Source organism: Hamadaea sp., assembly GCF_013362815.1.
In the GTDB taxonomy this organism is placed as follows: domain Bacteria; phylum Actinomycetota; class Actinomycetes; order Mycobacteriales; family Micromonosporaceae; genus Hamadaea.
Map to the genome: position 1 here is coordinate 60,003 of NZ_JABFVK010000067.1, position 22,460 is coordinate 82,462.

Annotated in this window: 21 protein-coding genes; 2 read left to right on the plus strand and 19 right to left on the minus strand. The window is 68.8% G+C overall.

The window, feature by feature from the left end; translation table 11 throughout:
* Nucleotides 1–107 precede the first annotated feature (107 nt).
* The 13 genes from HOV77_RS27530 to HOV77_RS27590 all read right to left on the minus strand — a co-directional run bounded on the left by HOV77_RS27530 (nt 108) and on the right by HOV77_RS27590 (nt 11,600).
* Nucleotides 108–1,892, minus strand: a complete 1,785-nt coding sequence (locus HOV77_RS27530) for a glycosyltransferase (protein ID WP_290866674.1) — start codon at nt 1,890–1,892, stop codon at nt 108–110.
* A gap of 127 nt (nt 1,893–2,019) precedes the next feature.
* Nucleotides 2,020–3,792 (minus strand): FtsX-like permease family protein, encoded by a 1,773-nt coding sequence (locus HOV77_RS27535; RefSeq protein WP_290866677.1) that lies wholly within the window; start codon nt 3,790–3,792, stop codon nt 2,020–2,022.
* A gap of 4 nt (nt 3,793–3,796) precedes the next feature.
* A complete protein-coding gene (locus tag HOV77_RS27540) occupies nt 3,797–4,540 on the minus strand; it encodes an ABC transporter ATP-binding protein (RefSeq protein WP_290866680.1) in 744 nt (247 codons plus the stop codon).
* Nucleotides 4,537–5,067: a PadR family transcriptional regulator gene (locus tag HOV77_RS27545; protein ID WP_290866683.1), complete on the minus strand. Its 531-nt coding sequence runs from the start codon at nt 5,065–5,067 to the stop codon at nt 4,537–4,539. Before HOV77_RS27545 ends, HOV77_RS27540 begins: the two co-directional genes overlap by 4 nt.
* A gap of 119 nt (nt 5,068–5,186) precedes the next feature.
* A complete protein-coding gene (locus HOV77_RS27550; protein ID WP_290866686.1) occupies nt 5,187–5,939 on the minus strand; it encodes an ABC transporter permease in 753 nt (250 codons plus the stop codon).
* Nucleotides 5,939–6,691, minus strand: a complete 753-nt coding sequence (locus HOV77_RS27555) for an ATP-binding cassette domain-containing protein (protein ID WP_290866740.1) — start codon at nt 6,689–6,691, stop codon at nt 5,939–5,941. The genes HOV77_RS27550 and HOV77_RS27555 overlap by 1 nt, the downstream gene beginning before the upstream one ends.
* A gap of 55 nt (nt 6,692–6,746) precedes the next feature.
* Nucleotides 6,747–7,592, minus strand: coding sequence for a hypothetical protein (locus tag HOV77_RS27560; RefSeq protein WP_290866689.1), 846 nt, complete (start codon nt 7,590–7,592; stop codon nt 6,747–6,749).
* Nucleotides 7,593–7,674: 82 nt separating this feature from the next.
* Nucleotides 7,675–8,196: a YlcI/YnfO family protein gene (locus tag HOV77_RS27565; RefSeq protein WP_290866691.1), complete on the minus strand. Its 522-nt coding sequence runs from the start codon at nt 8,194–8,196 to the stop codon at nt 7,675–7,677.
* A 78-nt stretch (nt 8,197–8,274) separates the two neighbouring features.
* Nucleotides 8,275–8,865, minus strand: coding sequence for a DinB family protein (locus HOV77_RS27570; RefSeq protein WP_290866694.1), 591 nt, complete (start codon nt 8,863–8,865; stop codon nt 8,275–8,277).
* 40 nt (nt 8,866–8,905) lie between these two features.
* Entirely contained in the window at nt 8,906–9,268 is a 363-nt protein-coding gene (locus HOV77_RS27575) for a hypothetical protein (protein WP_290866697.1), read from the minus strand.
* A 72-nt stretch (nt 9,269–9,340) separates the two neighbouring features.
* Nucleotides 9,341–9,733, minus strand: a complete 393-nt coding sequence (locus tag HOV77_RS27580; RefSeq protein WP_290866699.1) for a VOC family protein — start codon at nt 9,731–9,733, stop codon at nt 9,341–9,343.
* Entirely contained in the window at nt 9,730–10,899 is a 1,170-nt protein-coding gene (locus HOV77_RS27585; protein WP_290866701.1) for a HAMP domain-containing sensor histidine kinase, read from the minus strand. Before HOV77_RS27585 ends, HOV77_RS27580 begins: the two co-directional genes overlap by 4 nt.
* A complete protein-coding gene (locus HOV77_RS27590; protein ID WP_290866704.1) occupies nt 10,896–11,600 on the minus strand; it encodes a response regulator transcription factor in 705 nt (234 codons plus the stop codon). The genes HOV77_RS27585 and HOV77_RS27590 overlap by 4 nt, the downstream gene beginning before the upstream one ends.
* A gap of 178 nt (nt 11,601–11,778) precedes the next feature.
* On the opposite strand from HOV77_RS27590, the gene HOV77_RS27595 reads away from it, so the two are divergent.
* Nucleotides 11,779–13,071 (plus strand): C39 family peptidase, encoded by a 1,293-nt coding sequence (locus HOV77_RS27595; RefSeq protein WP_290866706.1) that lies wholly within the window; start codon nt 11,779–11,781, stop codon nt 13,069–13,071.
* A 157-nt stretch (nt 13,072–13,228) separates the two neighbouring features.
* On the opposite strand, the gene HOV77_RS27600 is transcribed toward HOV77_RS27595, so the two are convergent.
* The 6 genes from HOV77_RS27600 to HOV77_RS27625 all read right to left on the minus strand — a co-directional run bounded on the left by HOV77_RS27600 (nt 13,229) and on the right by HOV77_RS27625 (nt 20,776).
* Nucleotides 13,229–14,308 carry a hypothetical protein gene (locus HOV77_RS27600; protein WP_290866709.1) on the minus strand — a complete coding sequence of 360 codons (1,080 nt, stop codon included), beginning with the start codon at nt 14,306–14,308 and terminating at the stop codon, nt 13,229–13,231.
* On the minus strand, nt 14,305–15,537 hold the full coding sequence (locus tag HOV77_RS27605; protein WP_290866712.1) for a PQQ-binding-like beta-propeller repeat protein: 1,233 nt from the start codon (nt 15,535–15,537) through the stop codon (nt 14,305–14,307). The genes HOV77_RS27600 and HOV77_RS27605 overlap by 4 nt, the downstream gene beginning before the upstream one ends.
* A 141-nt stretch (nt 15,538–15,678) precedes the next feature.
* Complete coding sequence (gene dxs, locus HOV77_RS27610) at nt 15,679–17,562, minus strand: 1-deoxy-D-xylulose-5-phosphate synthase (protein WP_290866715.1); 1,884 nt, start codon at nt 17,560–17,562, stop codon at nt 15,679–15,681.
* Between the two features lie 67 nt (nt 17,563–17,629).
* Nucleotides 17,630–18,532 carry a carbohydrate ABC transporter permease gene (locus HOV77_RS27615; RefSeq protein ID WP_290866718.1) on the minus strand — a complete coding sequence of 301 codons (903 nt, stop codon included), beginning with the start codon at nt 18,530–18,532 and terminating at the stop codon, nt 17,630–17,632.
* Nucleotides 18,529–19,434 carry a sugar ABC transporter permease gene (locus tag HOV77_RS27620; RefSeq protein WP_290866721.1) on the minus strand — a complete coding sequence of 302 codons (906 nt, stop codon included), beginning with the start codon at nt 19,432–19,434 and terminating at the stop codon, nt 18,529–18,531. The genes HOV77_RS27615 and HOV77_RS27620 overlap by 4 nt, the downstream gene beginning before the upstream one ends.
* Nucleotides 19,435–19,504: 70 nt before the next feature.
* On the minus strand, nt 19,505–20,776 hold the full coding sequence (locus HOV77_RS27625; RefSeq protein WP_290866724.1) for an ABC transporter substrate-binding protein: 1,272 nt from the start codon (nt 20,774–20,776) through the stop codon (nt 19,505–19,507).
* 254 nt (nt 20,777–21,030) lie between these two features.
* Between HOV77_RS27625 and HOV77_RS27630 the strand changes: the two genes are divergently transcribed.
* Nucleotides 21,031–22,191, plus strand: a complete 1,161-nt coding sequence (locus HOV77_RS27630; protein ID WP_290866727.1) for an ROK family transcriptional regulator — start codon at nt 21,031–21,033, stop codon at nt 22,189–22,191.
* Nucleotides 22,192–22,460: the final 269 nt, after the last annotated feature.

A 22,460-nucleotide genomic window follows, 5' to 3' on the forward strand; every position in this document is an offset into this window, starting at 1 on the left:
CTGAGCATGAATGATTTTGGCCGCGCCGTCAACCCCGGTGATTGATCCACAGCCCGATACGTGTCATTTGGCGGCCCCGTTTCGACACGTCAAGGGATGTGGATCAATCACCGGATCGCGTCGCGGACGTGGTGGTGGGCCAGGTCTAGGCGGATGGCCTCATCGCTTTGCGGATCGGTCTCCGTCGGCGCGATCGGCTCGCCCCGCGCGATGACCATCGTCGGTTTGCGGCGGAACAAACGGCCAAAGCCGGACGGGGTGATGAAGCGGATCGACAGCGGCACCACGGGTACGCGCGCCTGGGCGGCGAGGTGGAACGCTCCGCGTTTGAAGGGCCGCAGGGTCGTGTCGTAGGGAATCAGCTCGCCTTCGGGGAAGAAATGCACGATACGGCCCTGGGCGAGGAAGAGCTCCAGTTCGGCGAAGAACAGCGGCAACTTCGACAGCTCCGTCGGCACCGCGACGCCGCCCAGGAATCGGACGAGGCCGCCGTACCAGGGGTGCTGGAGATTGACGGGGGCTGAGGTGAAGACGACGCGACGCGGGAACATCGCGATCGCGACCAGTGCGCTGTCGAGGAAGTGCACGTGATTGCATACCGTCAAGGCTCCGCCCGGCAACGAGAGCCGGTTCCGGCGTTCTGCACGTACGCCGAGGAACACGCGCGTCCACCCGAACAGCACGGGAATGACGATCGCGTAGTAGAAGGCGGCCGACAGCGTCCGGTAGAGCCAGTGGGCGTACCCGGCCGGGCGTTCCGCGGGCTCGTCGGCCTTGGCGTACACCCGCTCGATCGCCTTGACGCTGCGGTCGACTTCGTAGAGTTCACCGAGGCGGGCGTACGCGGACGACGCCTGGGCCCGAGCGTCGGGATGGTCGATCCAGTAGTCGATCCGGTCGGCGAGTGAGGACGGATCGCCGGAGCGGAACAGGTTCTCCGAGCCGAGCGCGAACTGCCCGGTCGCGCTGCGGCGACTGTCGGAGATGACCGGGACGAGCCCGCAGGAGAACGCCTCCATGCAGGACAGTCCCTCGATCTCGACGTCGGACGCGTGCACGTAGAGGTCGGAGTGCCGGATGAGCTCGATCAGCTCGTCTTGGGAGTAGTAGCCGAACACCGCCGGATTCGGCAGTTTCGCGGCCATCCGGCGGAGGCGTTTCTCGGTCGGGCCGTGCCCGGCGAAGCACACCTGTACGCGGTCGGCATGCCGCGCTCGGCGTACCGCCCGGATCAGCACGTCCTGCCGCTTCTCCGGGGAGAACCGGCCCACCATCAGGATGCGGAACGGTTCGTCCCGCGTACGCTCCCGGCGAGGCCCCGGCCGGAAGGCGGCGTCCACACCATTGGAGATCACGTGGAGCCGGGCCCGGTAGCCGTGGCGGCGCAGCTGAGCGGCGATGAAGGTCGACGGGCAGTGGATGTCGGCGAAGCGGCCGTAGAAGGTGAGCCGGAGCAGGAGGTACACCAGGTGCGCAGCCGGCCGGAACCAACCCAGCCCGATGTTGTAAGTGACGTTCTCGGGCTGGATGTGGAAGGCGGCGACGGCCGGTACGCCCAGCTTGCGGGCGATCCGCTCGGCGGACCGACCCAACGGCCACGGCTGGTAGATGTGGACGACGTCGGCACCCTTGATCGCAGTCGTCAGCACTTCCGTGTCCGGCTTGGCGAACAGGGTGTTCTGCCGATGCGCGAGCCGGCTGGCGATCGGCACGACGAGCTCCGGGACATAGAAGACCTCCAGTCCGTCGGGCACCGGATCTCCGGGATCGCCGCAGGCCACGACGCGTACGGTGTGGCCACGGTGGACGAGGGCCTCGGCGAACCGGGTCGCCGACAAGGTGGTCCCGTTGTTGTTGACGTTGAACGTGTCGATGACCAACGTGATGATCATTGGCGCGCCGCCGCTCCCAGGGTCGCTCCCGCCGCCACGCCCTGTGGCAGGTTCGGTCTACTCCCTCAACTGACGAAGACCGCCGCAGGCTGCGTACCCGTGGCTGGAAAGCGTGCGCGGACGCGGATCAGACCGCGTCCGACTTGAGGAACACCCCAGCCGGCCTGCGGGTATGCGCCCAGGCGGGCAGCGCGGCCGTCGCCGCGACGGTGAGCAGGAGGGCCAGCGCGGCGATGACCAGCGACGTCACCGGTGGCGGCGGCATCTCGACGCTGACGATCCAGTAGAGGAAGAGGCCGGTCGGCACGCCCACCGCGAGGCCGGGCAGCGCGGCCAGCACCTGGACCACGCACAGCGCCGTGACGATCTGGCCGGGAGTCGCGCCGAGGGTGCGGGCGACGGTGAGCGGACGGCGGGCCTGATGAGCCGCGCTCCAGCCGATCACCAGTGTGTTCAGTATGGACAGTGCGCCGAGCGCGAGCGTGACACCGGTCAGCACGTGGCTGAGGGCGACGCCGCGGACGTCTTCGAGCGACGACACCCCGAAGCTCAACGGCCGGATGGTTTGCGTCCGGAAGATCATCAACGCGGTCACCATGGCCGCCGTTGCCGCCGTCCCGAAGCAGGCCGACAGTGCCCGGCCCGGACGGCGAGCGATCAATTGCATGCCGAGCAGCAGCGACGTGGGTAGATGAGCCATCACCCCGGAGAGGCCCAACGCGTGCGAGGACTCGGCGCTGCCGTCGGCCAGGGCCGAGACGGTGCTCCGCCGAGCCGCCCGGACGACCGGCCCGAGCGTACTGGCGAGCGCGATCAGAAGCGCGAGAACGGCTGCGGCGACGATCGTCCCGAAGGTGGGCGCGCTGACCGTGCTGATCAGCCCGGCACTCGGATCGGTCAGCTGTGGGGCCACGAACGTGCCCACCACCAGGCCGAGCACTGCCGCCGCGGTGGCCGAAGGCAGAGTCTGGGCCAGCAGCACTGCCGCGACCGTGCTCGGCGTCGCGCCGACGGCTTTGAGCAGTCCGGCACGCCGGTTGTAGCGCGCGGCACGCAACGTTACGAGCGCCGCCAGCCCGACCGCGGCGGCGATCGCGATCAGCCAGCCACCGACCACGAGCGTCGGCACCATGAACCGGATCATCCGGGTGTCCTCTTCCACGACCTGCTGCCAGGTCGCGTAATGCGTCCAGGTGTCACCCCGGAAGTCCGCGGTGGAGATCGATCGGACGAAGTCCTTCGTCGCGGCGGGATCGGCCAGCTTCAGATACAGCAGGCGTACGCCGACAGCACCGCCCGAAGCCGCTCGGGCGTCGGCGGCGGTCACCCAGATCTTGCCGCCCCGGTCGGTCGGCCCTCGTCCCTGTGCGTTGTCCGAACCCGGGTAGACGCCGCTCGCGGCGCTCACGGCGATGCCGACGATCGTCAGGCTGCGGCCGTTGACCGTGACGACGTCGCGGACGCGTACGCCCATCACCTGGGCGAAGCCGCGCTCGATCACCGCACCGCCGTCCTCGACCCAGGTCCCCTCGGTCACGACGGGTTGATCCACCGCCGCAGCAGTCTTGTCGCGCCCTTCGACCGCCGAGCGCACCTCGAAACCGCGTACGCGGATGGTGGTGGAGAACGCGAAGTAGGGTCCGGCGTACGCGACGACGCCGGGGGCGTGACTGAGCTTCTCCGGCAACGGCGTGTCCCCGACCGTCGTTGCGATGACGTCCGGTCCGGCGGTGGCCTCCTTCGTCGCGACGTACGCCGTCTCGGTCGAAGTCGTCAGCCCCAGCCCGACCGTCAGAGTGGCGACCGCCACCGTGACGGCGATCAGCGGGATCAGCGCCTCGACCGGATAGCGCCGGATGTCGCGTACGGCGAGCCGCCAGATCACCAGCAGGTGTCCCACGGCGTCAGCCCTCCCAGCTCAGGAGGGTGCCGAGCGGTCGACCGCCGGGGTGGTGGCCCGTGTCGCTGGTGACCATGCCGTCGCGCATCGAGACCACGCGGTCGGCCGTGGCGGCGACCCGTTCGTCATGCGTGACCAGCACCAGGGTCTGGCCGCGGGCGCGCAGGTCGGCGAACAACCGAAGGATCTCGTGGGTTGCGGCACTGTCGAGATTGCCGGTCGGCTCGTCGGCGAAGACCACCATCGGCTCGTTGACCAGCGCGCGGGCGACGGCGACGCGCTGCCGCTGACCGCCCGAAAGCTCCGCGGGCAGCCGCCGGGCCCGATCGCCCAGCCCCACCCGGTCGAGCAGCTCCATCGCCCGCCGACGGGCCGTCCGCGGTGAGACGCCCGCGAGCAACGCGGGCAGCTGCACGTTCTCGGCCGCGGTCAACTCGTCCATCAAGTGGTACGCCTGGAAGACGAACCCGATCGCTTTGCGGCGCAGCCGCGCCAACGCCCGCTCGCCGACCTGGTCGATCCGCCGCCCGCCGAGCCACACCTGCCCGTAACTGGGCCGATCCAGCCCACCGAGCAGTTGCAGAAGGGTGGACTTGCCGCACCCGCTCGCCCCGATGACCGCCAGCGTCTGCCCGGCCGGAACCTCCAGATCGACTTCGTCGACCGCACGGACGAGGCTCTCGTCTTCCCCGTACACCTTGGACAGACCGACCGCGCGCACCATCGGCGCCCCATCCTGAACCGTCATCGCTCCGCCCTTCCGACGCGGGCCGACCACACCCGCTCGCACACGTCCAGCCAGCGCAGATCGGCCTGCATCCGCAACGCGACCCCCTCCAACAGCACCCACGGCTCCGACTCCGGGGCCTGCTCGAGCGCGGCCCGCTGCACCTGGCCGAGGCTGCGCATGAGCTCCTGCCGCTGACCGGCGACGAGCGCCCGGGGATCGGCCAGGCCGGAGACCGCCGCCGCCACCAGCTTCAGGTGGAACTCCGCGACGTCCGGTTTCGTCCCCGCCGACTCCGCCAGCCACTCGACCACCCGATCCCGGCCCGGCGGCGTCAACGCGTACACCTTGCGGCGGGGGCCGCGCGTCGGGTCGTCCTCCCGCTCCTGCACCACCAGCCCGGCTCGTTCCAGGCGAGTGAGGGTCACGTAGATCTGCCCCGCGTTGAGCGTCTCGCCGACCGGCCCGAGTGCGTTGGACAGCCGTCGTCGCAGGTCGTAGCCGTGCGAGGGTTCCTTGACGAGCAGCGCCAGCACCACGTCCTGCACACACAATGTATAGCGGTTAGCTAAAGTCCCCGCAACCCCGCAGACAGGGCTGGATCAGGGTTCCCGGTCGAATCTTGAGGAGTGATTCGACCGGGAACCCTGATCCAGGGTCCGAACTGTCAGCCGACTCGCTTGTACGCGCGAACGGCGAAGAAGTACGCCACCGCGGCGATGCCGACGCACCAGGCCAACGCGGTCCAGATGTCGTTGCCGACGGGCTGGTCGTGCAACAGGCCCTGCAAGGTCTCGACGATCGACGTGACGGGCTGGTTCTCCGCGAAGACGCGTACCGGGGTGGGCATGGTCTCGGTCGGGACGAACGCGGAGCTGATGAACGGCAGGAAGATCAGCGGGTACGCGAACGCGCTCGCACCGTCGATGAACTTCGCGGTCAGGCCCGGAATGCAGGCGAGCCACGTCAGGGCCAGGGTGAACAAGGCGAGGATGCCCGCCACCGCCAGCCACGCCAGCACTCCGGCGCTCGACCGGAAGCCCATGATCAGTCCGATGCCGATGATGACGACGACCGAGATGGCGTTGGACACCATCGAGGTCAGGACGTGCCCCCAGAGCAACGACGACCGGCCGATGGGCATCGAGTTGAACCGCGAGAAGAGGCCGTTCTGGACGTCGGCGAACAACCGCACCGCGGTGTACGAGATGCCGCTGGCGATGGCGATCAGGAGGATGCCCGGCAGCAGGTAGTTCACGTAGTTGTCGGTGCCGGTCTGGATCGCGCCGCCGAGGACGTAGACGAACAGCAGCATCATCATGACCGGCGTGATCAGCACGGTGATGATGGTGTCCGGGCTGCGGACGATGTGCCGCATCGACCGGCCGAACAGGACGAAAGTGTCGCGTAGCGCCTTCATCACTGGCCCTTCTTCTCGCCGACGATGGCGAGGAAAATCTCTTCGAGGGATGGTTGTTTCTCGACGTACTCGACCTTGGCCGGCGGAAACAGCTGCTTGAGGTGGTCGAGCGTGCCGTCGGCGATGATCCGGCCGCCGTGCAGGATCGCGATCCGGTCGGCGAGCTGCTCGGCCTCGTCCAGGTATTGCGTGGTCAGCAAGATCGTGGTGCCGCCCTGGGCGAGTTCCTTGACCGTCCGCCACACTTCGAGCCGGCCCTCCGGATCGAGGCCGGTCGTCGGCTCGTCCAGGAAGATCACCTGCGGCGAGCCGACCAGGCTCATCGCGATGTCGAGCCGGCGGGTCATGCCACCGGAATAGGTCCCGGCCCGGCGGTCGGCCGCGTCGGTCAAGCCGAACCGGTCGAGCAGCGAAGCCGCAGTCTTCTGCGGGTCGGCGACCGCCCGCAGCTTCGCGATCATCACGAGGTTCTCCCGGCCGGTGAGGATCGCGTCCACTGCCGCGAACTGACCGGTCAGGCTGATGACGTCGCGGACCTTGTCCGGCTGGCGTACCACGTCGTAGCCGCACACGCGGGCCGTGCCGCCGTCCGCCTTGAGGAGTGTCGCGAGCGCCTTGATGGTGGTCGTCTTGCCCGCGCCGTTCGAGCCGAGCAGCGCGAAGATCTCCCCGCGCCGTACGCCGAAGTCGACGCCCTTCAGCACCTCGACTCCCGTGAAGGACTTACGCAAGCCCTCCACCTGAATCGCCATGTCAGTCACGTGAATCGTCCCTTCGTTCCACGGGGGTGGTGTCGTCGTGCGGTGATCAGGAGCGGTGAATCGTGATGTCGCCGAAGGAGGTGCTGCCACGGACCTCGACGGTCTCGGCGGCGTCCTCGGGCCGGGTGGTGTTCTCGAGCTGGTTGTTCACGCGCCCGAACGCGGTGTTCACCTGCAGCCAGGCGGCGGTGCCTTCGGCGATGCCGATGTCGAGGCTGCCCATGGCGGTGCCGAGCACGACCGATCCACGGACGACCTCACCGACGCTGACGTTGCCGTTCGAGGTCTTCGCGTCGACCCCGGCGCCGGCTCGGTCGACGATGATGTCGCCGTTGGCCGCGCGTACGCGGACGTCGCCGGTGACCGCCCCGATCCGGGTCTCACCGTTGGAGTTCTTGACGACGGCGGTGCCCTGGATCTGGCCTACCTGGATCGATCCGGTGCCCGTCGAGATGTCGGCGTCACCCGCGACGACGTCGGCGCTGACATTGCCGGCCGAGGTGTTCGCGCGCAGCGGGCCGGTCTGTTCGACCCAGATGTTGCCGGCCGTCGTCTTCAGCCGGCACTGACCGAGCTGACCGGCGCACCGGAGGTCGCCCATCTGCGTCTCCGCCGACACCTGCGAGCCGGTCGGCAGCTCGATGGTGACGTCGACCGACCTGAGCTTGCGCGAGAAGTCGAACATGCGGGCCTTCGGGCCGATGACCCGAAGCGTTCCGTTGCTGTAATCGACCCGGACCTGCTGCGCGGCCTTCACGTCGGACTCGTCGGACTCGTCGCTCGGGCGTACCTCGACGACGGTGTCGACGCGGTCGGACGCGGTGACTCGCAGGTATCCGACGCTGAGTTCGAGAGTGACGGCGATCGAATCGTAAGTCTCGAAAGTAGGCATGGTTGTCCCCTCATCCCGGGTTGGTGTGCCGTCCCCGCTGGTCAGGGACGTGAAGTGAGCAGGTGGTCAGATCGGGGTGCGGTCAGCGCACCCAGCCGGTGAAGCTCTGTTTGGCTCGCTTGGCCGAGGCCGGCTCCGGGCGTTGCTCGCGATCGCCGCCCTGCAGGGCAGCGGCCGCCGACCGGACCAGCCAGGCGTTCACCGAACGCCCTTCTCGGGCCGCAGCCTCCTCGATCGCGGCCTTCAGCTGCTCGGGCAGGCGCACGTTGATCCGAGCCGACGGGCCATCCTCGGCGAACAGCAACTCGCCGTCCGGCGTACGCTCCGCGGTCGCCGTGGTCTCGGCGGAAGCCGGCTCGGCGGGGGGCAGCGTCACGACGAAGCTCGGGTCACGCCCGCGCAGGCGCAGCTCCACCGAGCCGGGAGCCAGATCCTGGGTGATCTCGTCCGTGGCCGCCGACAGCGCGTCGAGCAGCGTCATCCGGATCGCCGACTCCAGCGAGCCGGTCAAGCGCTCGACCAGCGCGCGGGCCTCGTCACCACCCGATTCGGCCAGCGTGGCGAACTGGCGACCGAGGTTGTTCACATGCGTGGTCAAGTCCATGGCACCACTATGGCACATGTATGGCACCACCACAAGCCATCTTGGCTCAGCATGACGCCAAGATGGCTCAGGCAGGCGTCAGTTTGGCATCACGGAGCGCAGATGCGCAGCTCGGGCAGCTTCTTCCAGCAATGCGCGATGCGACTCGCGGGCGTCGAAATCGATCACTGACTCGTACTCCGCCGTCGTTCCCGTCCGCCCGTCCAGCTGCTCCCGCAGAATGTCGGCGTGCCCGGCGTGCCGAGTCGTGTCGGTGAGGCTGTGCACCATGATCGTGAACAGCTGCACATCGGGCTGCGGCCACCAGGGCACATGGCCCGGCGCGTCGATGGTCAGAGCCTCGATCGTCGCGTCCGCGTGTGCGCACACGGATGCGTGCAGGGCCAGGATCTCCGCGCGAGTCTCGTCCTCGGCCGCCCAATGCTCGTTCTTCCACGCCTCTGGCGCGTTCCACGTCGGCACCGGCCCCGGGAACGGCCGGCCGAAGACGTCGCCGAAGTACCGTGCGTCCGAGTACGCCCGGTGCTTGACCAGCCCGAGGAGGTTGGTCCCGGTGGCCGTCATCGGGCGGCGGACGTCGTACTCCGAAAGCCCGTCCAGCTTCCAGATCAGCGCTTCCCGGACTACCCGCAGTTGATGGTGCAAGCGTTCCTTGCTGTCGGCGATCATGGCGCGGAGTCTGCCATCCGCCGGGCCCCGGCGGGGGCCGTCAAACCTGGTGAAGCCAGGCGATCACCAACATCGCGGCACCCGCGTACAGCACAAGCGTCACCGGCAGCACCCACCACCGGCGCCGTTCCCCAGCCAGCCAGCGCAGCCAGGACCGGCGCAGCCGCCTGAGCCCGGCCAGCGCGAACACACCGAGGGCGATGAACGGAAGGCTGATCAGGAAGTGAGCGGTCCACGCGCCCGCCAGGCTCGGACCGCCCCACGAGTTGTCATACGGCCCGCGATCGACAAGTCCGTAGAACGCTCCCCGGGCGACGAGTAGAGCGATCATCGCGATCGGTACCAACGCCAGTACCCCGACGGCCGTAGTCGCGGCGGCCTCGCGCGGCTTGATCTCGGTCATGAGACCGACGCTACGGTGCTTCCCCACACGACGCGTCACACCACGGAGCCAAGTAGGAGTAGTCCCCCGGTACTAGACCCGCTCGGCGGCGCTGCGCTCCACGCAGAAGAGGTTGCCCTCCGGATCGGCCATCGTCACCCAGCCGGTGCCGTCGGCGTTGCGGTGATCCTCGAACTCGGTCGCGCCGGCCTTCTTCAGCCGCTCGACTTCGGCGTCCCGCGTACCGTCGGTGGGCATGATGTCGAGGTGGATCCGGCGGCCGGCCCTCGACTCACCGATCTTCTCGGCGGGCACCCGCGCGAAGAGCAGCCCCGGCCCCTCGCCGTCCGGCGCGACGAGCAGCGCCTGGTCGGCGCCCGGCTCGTCGGAGGGATGCCGCGGATAGCCGGTGGCCTCGCTCCAGAAACCGGCCAGCGAATAAGGGTCCGCGCAGTCGACAGTGATATGCCGAATCAAGGCAGTCACGGGCCAGATGGTAATGCCTCGGCGGCACCGAGAACAGCGCAGGGAACGGAGACGGTGACCTCCAGTCCGCCACCGGGCAACGCGACCGCGTGCACGCTGCCGCCGTGCGCGTGGCATACCGCGCGAACGATGGACAGGCCGAGGCCGGAACCCCTCGCCCCGGTACGCTCCCGGCCGCCCCGGCGGAACGGCTCGAAGAGCCCCTCGACGTCGGCCTGGTCGACCTCGAAGCCGGTGTTGCCGACGATGAGCTGGCTGAACCCGCCCCCACTCCCGGTACGCACCCAGATCCGCCCGTCCCGGTGGTTGTAGCGGCAGGCGTTCTCGATGAGGTTGCCCGCCAGGCGTTCGAGCAGACTGGGATCGCCGACGACCGGGGCCGGCGCGAGATCGAGCGCGACGTCGAGGTGCAGTCGCCGGATCTCCCGGGACATCGCGTCCAGCGCCCCGGGTACGCCATCCCCGAGATCTGCGGCTTGTTTGCGCGCCAAGGCAGACTGCGCTTCCGACCGGGCCAGTACGAGGAGCGCGTCGACGAGGGCGTTCGCGCGTTCGGAGGCGTCCCTGACGACCGTGCCCATCCGGCGCAGTTCGGCCAGATCGGCCTTCGGGTCCGACAGCGTCACGTCGATCTCGGTCTTCATCACGGCGAGCGGCGTACGCAGTTCGTGGGAGGCGTTGGCGACGAAGCGGCGCTGCGAGTCGAAGGCGACCTTCAACCGGTCGAGCATGGCGTCGAAGGTCCCCGCGAGTTCGGCCACCTCGTCGTCGGCGCCCTCGTACCGGATGCGCTGGTCGAGGTTCTGCCCACCGAGCCGGCGAGCGGTGGCGGTGACCTGTTGCAGTGGACGCAGCGCGCGGCCGACGACGGCGTACCCACCGGCGACGCCGACGACGCTGATCGAAACGAGCGCCAGCAGACCCTTCTCCAACAGCTCCGCGCCGACGTCGCGACGCAGTCGCCGCTCCCATTCCTCGACCGGCAGCTGGCGGCCGTCGGCCAGCACGACCTGGGAGGACGGATCGAGATGCTCGGCCGGTTGGAGCGCCTCGCTCGCCAGCAGGAAGGCGAGCGCGATCAGTAGCGCGCCCGCGCCGACCAGCAGGAGTCCATTGAGCAACGTCAGCCGCAGGCGGAGGGTCGGCCGCGGCAGGCGGCGCTTCACGACTGGTCCGTCGGCTCGGCCGCGATCGGGTGGTCCGTCGGCTCGGCCGTGATCCGGTAGCCCGCCCCGACGAGAGTCTCGATCAGCGGCGGGTCGCCGAGCTTGCGGCGCAGCGTACGCATGGTGACCCGGACGATGGTGGTGAACGGGTCGGCGTTGGCGTCCCAGACGCGTTCGAGGAGTTCCTCGGTGCTCACGACCGCGCCGTCGGCTCGCAGCAACGCCTCGAGCAGGCCGAACTCCTTGTTCGTCAGGTCGAGCTGTTGACCGGCCCGGGTCGCGATCCGCTTGGCCGGGTCGAGGGTGACGTCGGCGACATGCAAGATCGGCGGCGTGACCGGGGTGGCCCGGCGGCCGAGCGCCTGCACGCGCGCCACCAGTTCGCTGAAGTCGAACGGCTTCGGCAGGTAGTCGTCCGCGCCGAGGCTGAGTCCCTCGACCCGATCGGCGACCGCGCCACTCGCGGTCAGCATCAGCACTCGGGTCAACGTCCCCGAGGCCACCAGGTCCGCGCAGATCTGATCGCCGTGCACTCCCGGCAGGTCACGATCCAGCACGACCACGTCATACCGGGTCACGAAGGCCGCCTCATGCCCGGCGTCGCCGTCGTAGGCCACGTCGACCGCCATGCCGTGGCGGCGCAGACCGCGCGCGATCGCGTCGGCGAGGTGCTGCTCGTCCTCGATCACGAGTACGCGCATAGCCCGAATCCCTCCCCCAATTCGTGCCACTCGGCCGTGACATCGACTGGTACGTCTTCACCAGCAACCACCCGGTCGAGAAAATTCTTAACCGCCGAGCTCTTGCGCCCAGACCAGCCGTCCGCCACGCTGTCGGGCGATAGTCCTTCGCATACCCCCTGCTCGAAGGAGTTCCTCGATGAAGAGACGCAGTGTACTTCGTGCGGCCGCCGTGACCGCCGCCGCCGCGAGTGTCCCGGCTATGCTGGCGGCCCCCGCGCAGGCCGGAGACAAGGTGAAAGACACGCCGTACCCCACTCAAGACATCGTCTTCCGCCGTTGGGCCACCGACGCCGACTATGCCACCGGAACGTTCAACGGGACCGCAGCGAGCGGGGGGCACCTCACCTTCGCATCGGCCGCCGGGCAGACGGCGTACACGGATATCGTGACCGGGACGGCGCGGACCTATGACTTCGCGACCTGGACCTCGGCCTTCGTGGCCCCGGGTTTCACCGCCCAGGAGCTGATCGCCTCGTGGACCGCGACCACCCCCGGCGGCAGCTGGGTGCAGATCGAGGTACGCGGCGTCACCGCGCTGGGCAACACCACCAAGTGGTACGTGCTGGGCCGCTGGGCCGCCGACAACGTCGACTTCCACCGGACCTCGGTGACCGGTCAGGGCGACACCGACGGCACGGTCTACACCGACACGTTCTCGGCAGCGGCCGGTCATGAGCTGTCGAGCTGGCAGCTGCGCGTGACCCTGCTGCGCGTACCGGGGACGACCGACAACCCGGTGCTGCTGAGCTTCGGGGCGATGGCGTCGCACCTGCCGGCGGCCCCGAAGAAGTGGACCGTCTCCACCCCGAAGGCGGCGCAGGGCACGCTGCTGACCGTGCCCGGCTTCTCCCAGAGCATCCACTCCGGGCAGTATCCCGAGTACGACAACGGCGGCCAGGCCTGGTGCAGCCCGACCTCGGTCTCCATGGTCATGGGCTTCTGGAACAGCCTGCCACCGGCGGCCGACTACGCCTGGGTGGATCCGTCCTATCAGGACCCGTGGGTCGACCACGCGGCTCGGGGCACTTTCGACTACGCGTACTCGGGCTGCGGCAACTGGCCCTTCAACCCCGCGTACGCCGGTCGCTACGGGCTCACCGGGTTCATCACCCGGCTGCGTTCGCTCAACGAGGCCGAACTGTTCATCGCAGCGGGCCTGCCGCTCGTGACCTCGCTGTCGTTCAAGAAGGGCGAGATCCCCGGCCTGACCTACGGCACGAACGGCCACCTCATGGTGCTGTCGGGCTTCGCCGCGAACGGCGACCCCATCGTCAACGACCCCGCGTCGGCGAGCGACGCCGTCGTGGTGAAGACGGTGGGCCGGGCCGAGTGGGAGGCCGCCTGGCAGACCACGTCCCGCGGGGTGGTCTACGTGATCACGCCGCCCGGACGGGCGCTGCCGACGCCGCCCGCGCAGGCGAACTGGTGAGTTGATCACCCGCTCGCGGAGTTGATCAGGGCGTTCCGGACACGACACGCCGCGCGATCATGACCGAAGGTTCATGATCGCGCGGAGAGCCCCGGAGAGCCCCGGAGAGTCCCGGAGAGCACGGCGCGCGAGGGCAAAGCGAGAGCGCGGGCGAGAGCTAGCGGGGTGGCAGGATCAGGGAGAACGGGGGCTGGCCCGCCACCCCGCTGAAGCACACGAGACGCGTACCGGCGGCGACACAGCGGTCCACGGCCGCGGTCAGGTTGGCGCGGGCCCGCACGACGGGGTGGTCGGCGGTCAGGTCGACCGTCCCCAGCCACGCCCGGCCGGCCGATCCGGGCAGGTAGGCGGCGGTGCGACCGGCTACGGTTCCGGCGATGTGCCAGGCGCCCAGGCGAGCCATGACGCTGCCGGTGCGCGGGTCGAGCACGGCGTTCTGCTCCCGGCCGAGCCCGTCGCTCAGCCGCCCGATCAACAGGTCGTCGGTCTCGTCCGTGACGGTGAACCGGCCCGCCGCCCACACCAGCCGGCCGGTCTGCGCGTCGAGGCCGCGGACGCCACTACTGTCGATCGCGCAGATCAGTTCGCCGCAGGACAGGAAGTCGTGGTCCGGGCGGGACACCGGCTCCGTCCACAAGGGAACGTAACGCTCGCCGTCCGGCCGCCAGAAAGTCGCGCTGTAGTCTCCCGGCTTTCCGCGTACCGTCAGAAGAAGGCCGTCGATCACACCCACCATGCGCTCGCCCACCGGCTCGGCCACGGCGGACCGCGCGACCGCCCACCGACCGTGGGCATGGACGAGCAGCGCGTCCGGCCAGGTCTCGACCAGCTGCCCGGTCCGCGCTTCCACGATCTCCAGCCGACTTGTACGCACACCGGCGGGACTGATCAGCGCGACGTGGCCGGCGGCCGAATCGGTCGGGAAGACTGCCACGGCGGGGCGGGCCCACAGCAGCGCACCCGTCTCGAGCGAGACCGCCGCGACGTCGAGCGTCTCGGACCGGACGCCGAGCGCGACGTCGCCGACGACCTGCACGTCGTCGACCACCCCGGCCAGCGGTTCGAGCACGATCGGCGGGGCGGACGCGGTGGCCGGGACGGAGGCCTGAGGCAGCACCAACGCGGCGATCGCGATCAGCACCACGAGGATCTCGCGCCGCCACTGCCCGAGGTCGCGCCGGGGCGGCTCCCACCCGGGCTCGTCGCGTCCGGTCTCCCCCAGGTCGATCAGCGTCACGCCGGTCCTCCCACCTCCGCCAGCAGTCCGTCCAGATCGGACAGCCGCACCGAGACGGCGTCGACCACGGCCGACCCGTCGCAGTAAAGCCAGTTCCCGATCAACATACAGCGGTTGGCCCGGCCGCCGAGGGGCATGAGGGGGCGTACGCGCTGGCCCGGCCCCACCACGCCCAGCCACATCTGCGCATCGGCGGAGGATGCGCTGTCCAGCCGGACCAACTGGTGACCGGCGTACTCCCCGATCGGTTCCCAGTCGCCGAACTTCGGCGGCGTCGCCGGCTCCTGCGAAGGCGTCACCGTCTTGCCGGAGTAGGGATCGACGAGACCGTTCTGATCACAGAGCCACTCCCCGCAAACGCCGAAGACGAACTCCGTCCGGCCGAAATCCCGGCGCCACAAGGGTTCCGCGTCCCCATGCCGGTAGACCCACACTTGGACGCCGGCCGTGGTGCCGTACTGCAGCCCGACGAGATCCCGCCAGACGAACGAGATCGCCTCCGGCGGCTCGCGTACGCGCCAACTCTGCTCGATCGCGCCGGTGGGGATCGAGACCACGTCGACCGTGCCGTCCGACTGCAGCACGACGAACTCCCTGAAGTCTTCCTCACCGAGTGGCTTCATCATGCGCAATTTCGGCAGATCGATCCGCCACACCACCCGCCCGGTCTCGACCTCGACCCCGGACAGCCGACCAGGCGGGGTGCGCAGGACCAGGAGATTGCCCGCGCCGAAGACGGGCTCCTCGTCACGTCGCCAGACCTCCCGTCCCGTACGCACGTCGACCGCGACGAAAGAAGTCGTGTAGGTGCTCGTATCCTCGTCGACGAGCCGCATCCCACCCGCGATGACGACCACATAGTCGAAGTCGGCGATCACATGGATCGGGCCGACGTTGCCGATGTTCAACCGCCACTTCTCGCCCGAGCCGTCCAACCCGGAGGCGACCATGGTCTGCCCATCCGCGGTGGCGTTGAGCACCACGTCCGCCTTCGCGAACCGCCACGGCGACTCGGCGAACCGGCCGACCCGATGCAAGGCCGGCAACGGTTTGCCGACCGGCGCCGTTCCCGCGACCAGGCCGGCGAGCAGCATCATCAACGCGGCCAGCGCCGCTCGCCCGACCCGCACCGGATCATGCTTGTGCAGCGACTCCCGCAGTGCTTCCCGCAGCGGCGGCCGCCGCCCGGGGTCGTACCGGCTCGGTTCGCCGAGGTCGATCAGCGTCACGCCATAGGAACGCGTCCGGCCCGCCAGCCGGTTGCTTGCCGGTTGTGTTTCGTGGCTACCTCGTCCGGCTAATCGACCTTGAACGGTTCCCGTCGCCATGGCGACGCAAAGTGTCCAAGGTCAACTCGGCGTCGGTGAGGGTCAGGCGGTCGCGGTGACTCCGGCGTACCAGGCGGCGACCTTGGTCGCGATTTCCGGCGCGGTGAGCCCCAGCTCGGCGAGAATCTCGTTGCGGGTGCCGTGCGGAATCCAGCGCGCTTCGACGCCGAGGTCGCGGACCGGGACGTCGAGCTCGTGATCGCGCAGCACCTTGCTGACCGCGTCGCCGACGCCGCCGTCGCGTACGCCGTCCTCGACGGTCACGACGAGGCGGTGCCCCCGGGCGAGGTCGACGAGTTCGGCCGGAGCCGGGCGGACCCAGCGCGGGTCGACGACGGTGACGCCGATGCCCTGCTCGGCGAGGAGCGAGGCGACCGCGACACCGGTATGCGCGAACGAACCGACCCCGATGAGCAGCACGTCCTTGCGGTCGGCCTCGGAGAGGACGTCCACCGGCCCGACCCGGCGCAGGGCGGGCAGGGCGGCCGGGACCGAGCCGGTCGGGAAACGCACGATGGTGGGGCCGTCGTTGACGGCGACCGCTTCCCGCAGCTCTTCCCGCAGGGTCGCCGCGTCGCGGGGGGCGGCGATGCGCAGGCCCGGGACGACGCCGAAGACGGACATGTCCCAGATGCCGTAGTGGCTCGGCCCGTCGGGACCGGTGATGCCAGCCCGGTCGAGGACGAAGGTCACCGGCAGCTTGTGCAGTGCGACGTCGAGCAGAACCTGGTCGAACGCCCGGTTGAGGAAGGTGGCGTACACGGCGACGACGGGGTGGAGGCCGGCCAGGGCGAGCCCGGCCGCCGAAGTGGTGGCGTGCTGCTCGGCGATGCCGACGTCGTACGCCCGCTCGGGGTACTTCGCGGCGAGCCGGTCGATGCCGGTCGACTCGGGCATGGCGGCGGTGATGCCGACGATGTCGGAGCGCTCGGCGGCGATCTCGACCAGTTCCTCGCCGAAGACGTGCGTCCACTTGAGGCTGGGCGCCGCCAGCGACTTGCCGGTGAGCGGGTCGAACGCGCCGGGGGCGTGGAAGTTGTCGGCCTCGTCGTCGAGAGCGGGCTGGTAGCCGTTGCCCTTGCGGGTGACGGCGTGGACGATGATCGGTCCGTTGAACTTCTTCGCCCGCTCCAGGGCGCTTTCGACGGCGGCCTGGTCGTGGCCGTCGACCGGCCCGACGTACTTGATTCCGAGGTCTTCGAACATCGCCTGCGGGGCGACCGCGTCCTTGATGCCCTTCTTGATCGCGTGGAGCGCCTCGTAGAGCGGGCGGCCGACCAGCGGCGTCCGCTCCAGGGAGTCCTTGACCAGGTCGAGCACCTTCTCGTAGCCCGGGTTGAGGCGCAGCGTCGCGAGGTGGTCGGCGAGCCCGCCAATGGTCGGCGCATAGGAGCGGCCGTTGTCGTTGACGACGATGATGACCGGGTTCTTGGCGTGGGCGATGTTGTTGAGCGCCTCCCAGCACATGCCCCCGGTGAGAGCCCCGTCACCGACGATCGCCACAACGTGACGGTCCTCACCGCGGAGCGCGAAGGCCTTCGCCAGGCCGTCGGCGTAACTGAGAGCAGTCGAGGCGTGACAGTTCTCCACCAGGTCGTGCTCGCTCTCGGCCTGGTTCGGGTAGCCGGTCAGACCGCCGCGCTGCTTGAGGTGGTCGAAGCCGTCCTGCCGCCCGGTGACCATCTTGTGCACGTATGACTGGTGACCGGTGTCGAAGACGAACTTGTCCCGGGGCGAGTCGAAGACCCGGTGCAGCGCCAGCGTGAGCTCGACGACGCCCAGGTTGGGGCCCAGGTGGCCGCCGGTCTTGGCGACCTTGGTGATCAGAAACTCCCGAATCTCGCCACTGAGCAGGATCAGCTCCTCGTAGCTCATCCCCTTCAGGTCCGCAGGCGAGGTGATGGTGCTCAGGATGTCACTGCTCATGGTGCAGAAGTCTATCGGAGCATCCCAGAGAGCAGGACGTTAGACGTGGTTGCGGTTCGGGACATGATCACGATTTGAGCGCTCCGGCCATCAGACCTCGCATGAAGAACCGACCCAATAGGGCGTACACCAGAAGAGTGGGGATGCTCGCGAGGAAGGCGCTGGCCATCGCCTGGTTGAACGGGACGGTCTGCCCGCCGGCGATGTTGTTGAGCGCGACGGTGACCGGCCAGTGCTCGGTGTCGGTGAGGATCAGCCCGAACAGGAAGTCGTTCCACGACGAGGTGAACTGCCAGATCATGGCGACGGCGAAGGCGGGCGGCGCGATCGGCAGCGCGATGTAGAAGAAGGTACGCAGCATGCCCGCCCCGTCGACCTCGGCCGCCTCGATGAGCTCGTCGGGCAGCCCGGCGAAGTAGCTCCGGAAGATCAGCGTGGTGATCGGCAGACCGTAGATGATGTGGACCAGGATCAATCCGAAGAGGGTGTCGCCGAGCGCCCGCTGATGGATCACCGGGACGTCGGAGAGCAGCTTGAACATCGGGATGATGATCGCCTGGTACGGGATGAACATGCCGAAGAGGATGATCGGGAAGGCCAGGTCGGCCCCGGGGAAGCGCCACTTCGCGAGCACGAACCCGTTGGCCGCGCCGAGCAGCGACGAGATCGTGCTGGCCAGGATGCTGACGGTCAGGCTGTTGCGCAGCCCCGGCAGCAGCTGCGGGATCACCGTCCGGAACGACTCCAGCGAGAACGTGTCCGGCAGGTTCCACATCTTCACCACGTCGACGTGCGCCGGGTCCTTCAACGCCGTCACGAGGAGGGCGTACACCGGCATCAGGAAGAAGCAGGCCAGCGCGAACAGGATCAGCTGACGCAGGAACCGGCCCCAACGGAACGGCTTCGCCGACCGCTGCGGCGGCGCTTCCGGCTCCCGGGTCTGCGGGGCGGTCGGGGCTTGGGCGGTCATCGGCGCTCCTGCCGCATCGAGTACCAGATATACGGGATGACCACCAGCGCGATCGCGCCGAACAGCATCGTCGCGATCGACGCGCCGCGGGCGAAGAAGCCGCCACGGAACGAGGTCAGCCACATGTAGAGGGCGGGAGTCTCGGTACGCGGGCCGCCCGGATCGATGGCGTAGATCAAGTCGAAGGTCTTCAAGGAGATGTGGGCGAGGATGACGACCGCACTCATCAGCACCGGGAGCAGCAGCGGGCGTACGACGTGCCAGTAGACGCGCAGCTCGCTCGCACCGTCGACCCGGGCCGCCTCGCGCAGCTCCTCCGGGATGCCGCGCAGTCCGGCGAGGAACAGCGCCATCACATACCCCGACAGCGCCCAGCCGGCCGGAAGGGCGAGCGAGGCGATGGCGAAGGACGAGTCGCTCTTGTGCCAGTCGCTGTGCAGGAATCCCAGCCCCACGACGTCGAAGAGCTTGTTGATGCCGGTCGTGCCCGCGCCCGAGTCGCTGTTGAGCAGCCAGCGCCAGATGATCCCGGTGGCGATGAACGAGATCGCCATGGGGAACAAGAAGATCGCGCGCAGAACGCCCTCGCCGCGTACGCCCTTGTCCATCAGCAGCGCCATGAACAACCCGAGCAGCAGCGATCCCACCATGAAGACCACGGTGAAGACGACGAGGTTGCGGACGTCGTTGCGGAAGGTCTCGTCGTTGGACAGCAGCTGCTTGTAGTTGTCCAGCCCGACCATCTTGTCCGGCGGCGCGAGGCCCTTCCAGTTGGTCAGGGAGTAGTACCCGTTCCACCCGATGAAGTAGTAGACGAACACGCCCAGGGCGAGCAGCGAGGGCGAGACCAGGATCAGGCCCGGCAGCCACCTCCGGACTCCGCGCCGGGTACTTCTGCGCACGTCATCCCTCCCTTCGCGACATACCGTGAGCGAGGGCCCGGCCGGCCGACCGGGCCCTCGTGATCAGCGCCTACTTGTTGGCGGCGTACGCCGCGGCGATGGCCCCGGCGAACTTCTTCGAGTCCTTGTCCTGGAAGAAGACGCCGTATGCCTTCTCGATCTCGGCCTTCCACGCGTTGTTGGCGACGACGCCGTGCACCAGCGAGCCGACGACCACGGTGGACGTGTTCTGCCACTCGCCCAGCGCCCAGGCGAGATAGTCGGTGTACTTCGACTTGTCGGAGTCGAGCCGGGCCGGCACCGAACCCTTCTTCGGGTTGAAGAGGTCCTGGCCTTCCTTGGACGCGCACTCCTTCAGCCAAGCCTCGGCGTACGCCTTGTGCGGCGCACCCTTGGGCAGGGTGAACGAGTCGGCGAGGAAGTTGTAGACCCCGGCCGAGCCGGGCGAGGCGACCACGTCGTAGTCGGTCTTGTACTTCAGCGCCTTCGCGCCCTGGAGGTAGCCCGCCGCCCAGTCGCCCATCACGTTGAAGGCGGCGGTCCCGGCGATCACCTTGTCGATGGCCGGCTGCCAGTCGTCGGTGGAGACGGCGGACAGCGCCAGGAGCTGCTTGAAGACGTCGAGCGCGCCGACGACGTCCGAGCCGTTCCAGTCGGTCTGCCCGTTCCACAGGCCGTTGTACTTGTCCGCGCCCAGCTCACCCAGCAGGACGTTCTCCATGAGATGCATCTGGGCCCAGGTGGTGGCGACGCTGAGCAGCTTGACGCCCTTGCCCTTCAGCGTGTTGCCCTGAGCGAGCAGCTCCGACCAGGTCTTGCCCGGGGCGGTGATGCCCCACTCGGTCAGCTTCTTCGGGTTGAAGAAGAGCAGGTTGGACCGGTGGATGTTGACCGGCACGGCGTAGATCTTGCCGTTGATGGTCAGCTTCTCGGTCAGTCCCTTGGGGAACTTGTCCCGCCAGCCGTTGGCGTCGTAGAGGTAGTCGATCGCCTCCAGCTTGGCGTCCTTGATGTCGCTGGCCGCCTCCTGCCCGGCGTGCAGCTGGTAGCTGTCCGGGGGCTGGTTGGCCAGCAGGCGCGAGGTGAGCACCTGCCGTGCCTGGGTGCCCGAACCACCGGCCACGGCGGCGTTGACGAACTCGACGCCGGGGTTGTTCTTCTTGAAGTCCTCGATCAGCGCGGCCAGGCCCTCGCCTTCGCCCGGACCGGACCACCAGGAGAAGACCTCGACCTTCTTGTCTCCGCCCGAGCCGGAGTCTCCGCTGCTGGAGCACGCGGGGAGGGCGAGGAGCGCGGATGCGCCGACACCGGCGCCGAGAAGCTGCCTTCGGTTGACTTGCATGACACCCTCCATCGGATCACGTCCATGTGAGTCGTTAGGTCGGCCGGCGGAGTACGCCGGCGAAGGTGTTGCGACGCAACGATGACTCCATTGAGATAGTTCCGTCAATCACTCGCATTACCTCTGTGATCCGATCGCAACAATCGGCCGGGAGAGCGCTCAAAAGGGTCGTCAGCCCGGGAGTATTGCCAGGTCCGACAACGAAGTTATGCGAATATTTGACAGAACTGGTGGATGCGGAGCACCCTGCTCTCGTGACCCTGCCGGCCCACCTCGGCTCGACCGCGCGCCGCGTCGCCACCGTGCTGCGGTCTCGCGGTCCGCGTACGCGGGCGGAGCTGATCGGCCTGACCGGACTGTCCCGCCCCACGGTCTCGGCGGCGCTGGCCGACCTCACCAACGCAGGGCTGCTCACCGAGGAAGCCGCTCAGACCGGGCCGGCGGGCGGCCGTCCGGCGACCGTGTTCCGGCTGGCCCGGGGAGCCGGCCTCGCCGTCGGCGTCGACATCGGACGCCGCCATGTCCGGGTCGCCGTGGCCGATTTGGGGCACCGCGTACTGGTCGACTATCCGGCCGTCCTCGACCTCGACGCGGACGACTATCCGGAGTCGGCGCTCGACGCGGCGGCCCGGCAAGTCGACGCGGCCCTCGACGCGATCGGAGCCGACCGGTCCGAAGTGGTGGGCGTCGGGCTCGGCATCCCCGCGCCGTTGACGCGTACGGGTCGGATCGGGTCGCCCGCACTGCTCCCGGCCTGGGCCGACCTGCTGCCCGAAGACGAGTTGGCCGGCCGCCTCCACCTGCCCGTACGCGTCGACAACGACGCCAACCTCGGCGCGCTCGGCGAGTACGTCTGGGGCGCCGGCCAGCAGAGCGCCGATCTCGTCTACGTCAAAGTCGCCACCGGCATCGGCGCGGGGATCGTCCTGGATGGACGGCTCTACCGAGGCTTCGCCGGAACCGCCGGCGAACTCGGCCACATCACGCTCGACGCCCGAGGCCCCGTATGCCGCTGCGGCAACCGAGGCTGTGTCGAGCTCTCCGCGGGAGGCCGCGCGCTACTCCGCCACGCCCGCGCCACCCATCCGCAGTTGGAGAGCCTCGTCGACCTCGTCGACCTCGCCACGTTGGGCGATCCCGGCTGCCGCCGCCTGCTCGCCGACGCCGGCCGCCAGCTCGGCTTCGCCCTCGGCGGCCTGCTCAACCTCATCAACCCCGAACGCATCGTCCTCGGCGGCGAACTCGGCGCCGCCACCGAACTCCTGCTCGACCCGCTCCGCGGTGGGCTCGCCGACACCGCCATGGCTGCCGCCGCCTCCGCTGTGGAAGTCGTTCCCACTCAGCTTGGCGCTCAAGCCTCCGCTCTTGGCGGCGTTGCGCTTGCGCTTGGCGTTGATCGCTCCACTTTCACCTGACCGTTTGATGCGGCTTTGTTCGGCTCGTTGTTGGAAGAGCGCGCCGAAGGGGGTGGGGGGTGGAGCTTCGCGCGTTGGCAATTTGTCCGACTTCCATGATCAACGGAGAAAAAGCAGGGCTATGACACCGCGAAACTTCCGCTGATCATGGCCACCCATGATCATGGGCAATTCTGCGTCGCTATCACAGCCCAGAATTGACCATGATCATGGAAGTCGGACAAAACGCCAACGCACGCAGCCCCACCCCCACCCTCTGCGGCGCGCTC

What these genes read in the sequence shown, in the direction of transcription:
- HOV77_RS27570 (WP_290866694.1), bottom strand. Translation starts at nt 8,865, where the DNA reads ATGATCGCCGACAGCAAGGAACGCTTGCACCATCAACTGCGGGTAGTC.
- HOV77_RS27590 (WP_290866704.1), bottom strand. Translation starts at nt 11,600, where the DNA reads ATGCGCGTACTCGTGATCGAGGACGAGCAGCACCTCGCCGACGCGATC.
- HOV77_RS27615 (WP_290866718.1), bottom strand. Translation starts at nt 18,532, where the DNA reads ATGACCGCCCAAGCCCCGACCGCCCCGCAGACCCGGGAGCCGGAAGCG.
- HOV77_RS27560 (WP_290866689.1), bottom strand. Translation starts at nt 7,592, where the DNA reads ATGCCTACTTTCGAGACTTACGATTCGATCGCCGTCACTCTCGAACTC.
- HOV77_RS27530 (WP_290866674.1), bottom strand. Translation starts at nt 1,892, where the DNA reads ATGATCATCACGTTGGTCATCGACACGTTCAACGTCAACAACAACGGG.
- HOV77_RS27565 (WP_290866691.1), bottom strand. Translation starts at nt 8,196, where the DNA reads ATGGACTTGACCACGCATGTGAACAACCTCGGTCGCCAGTTCGCCACG.
- HOV77_RS27555 (WP_290866740.1), bottom strand. Translation starts at nt 6,691, where the DNA reads ATGGCGATTCAGGTGGAGGGCTTGCGTAAGTCCTTCACGGGAGTCGAG.
- HOV77_RS27625 (WP_290866724.1), bottom strand. Translation starts at nt 20,776, where the DNA reads ATGCAAGTCAACCGAAGGCAGCTTCTCGGCGCCGGTGTCGGCGCATCC.
- HOV77_RS27575 (WP_290866697.1), bottom strand. Translation starts at nt 9,268, where the DNA reads ATGACCGAGATCAAGCCGCGCGAGGCCGCCGCGACTACGGCCGTCGGG.
- dxs (WP_290866715.1), bottom strand. Translation starts at nt 17,562, where the DNA reads ATGAGCAGTGACATCCTGAGCACCATCACCTCGCCTGCGGACCTGAAG.
- HOV77_RS27540 (WP_290866680.1), bottom strand. Translation starts at nt 4,540, where the DNA reads ATGACGGTTCAGGATGGGGCGCCGATGGTGCGCGCGGTCGGTCTGTCC.
- HOV77_RS27595 (WP_290866706.1), top strand. Translation starts at nt 11,779, where the DNA reads ATGAAGAGACGCAGTGTACTTCGTGCGGCCGCCGTGACCGCCGCCGCC.
- HOV77_RS27550 (WP_290866686.1), bottom strand. Translation starts at nt 5,939, where the DNA reads ATGAAGGCGCTACGCGACACTTTCGTCCTGTTCGGCCGGTCGATGCGG.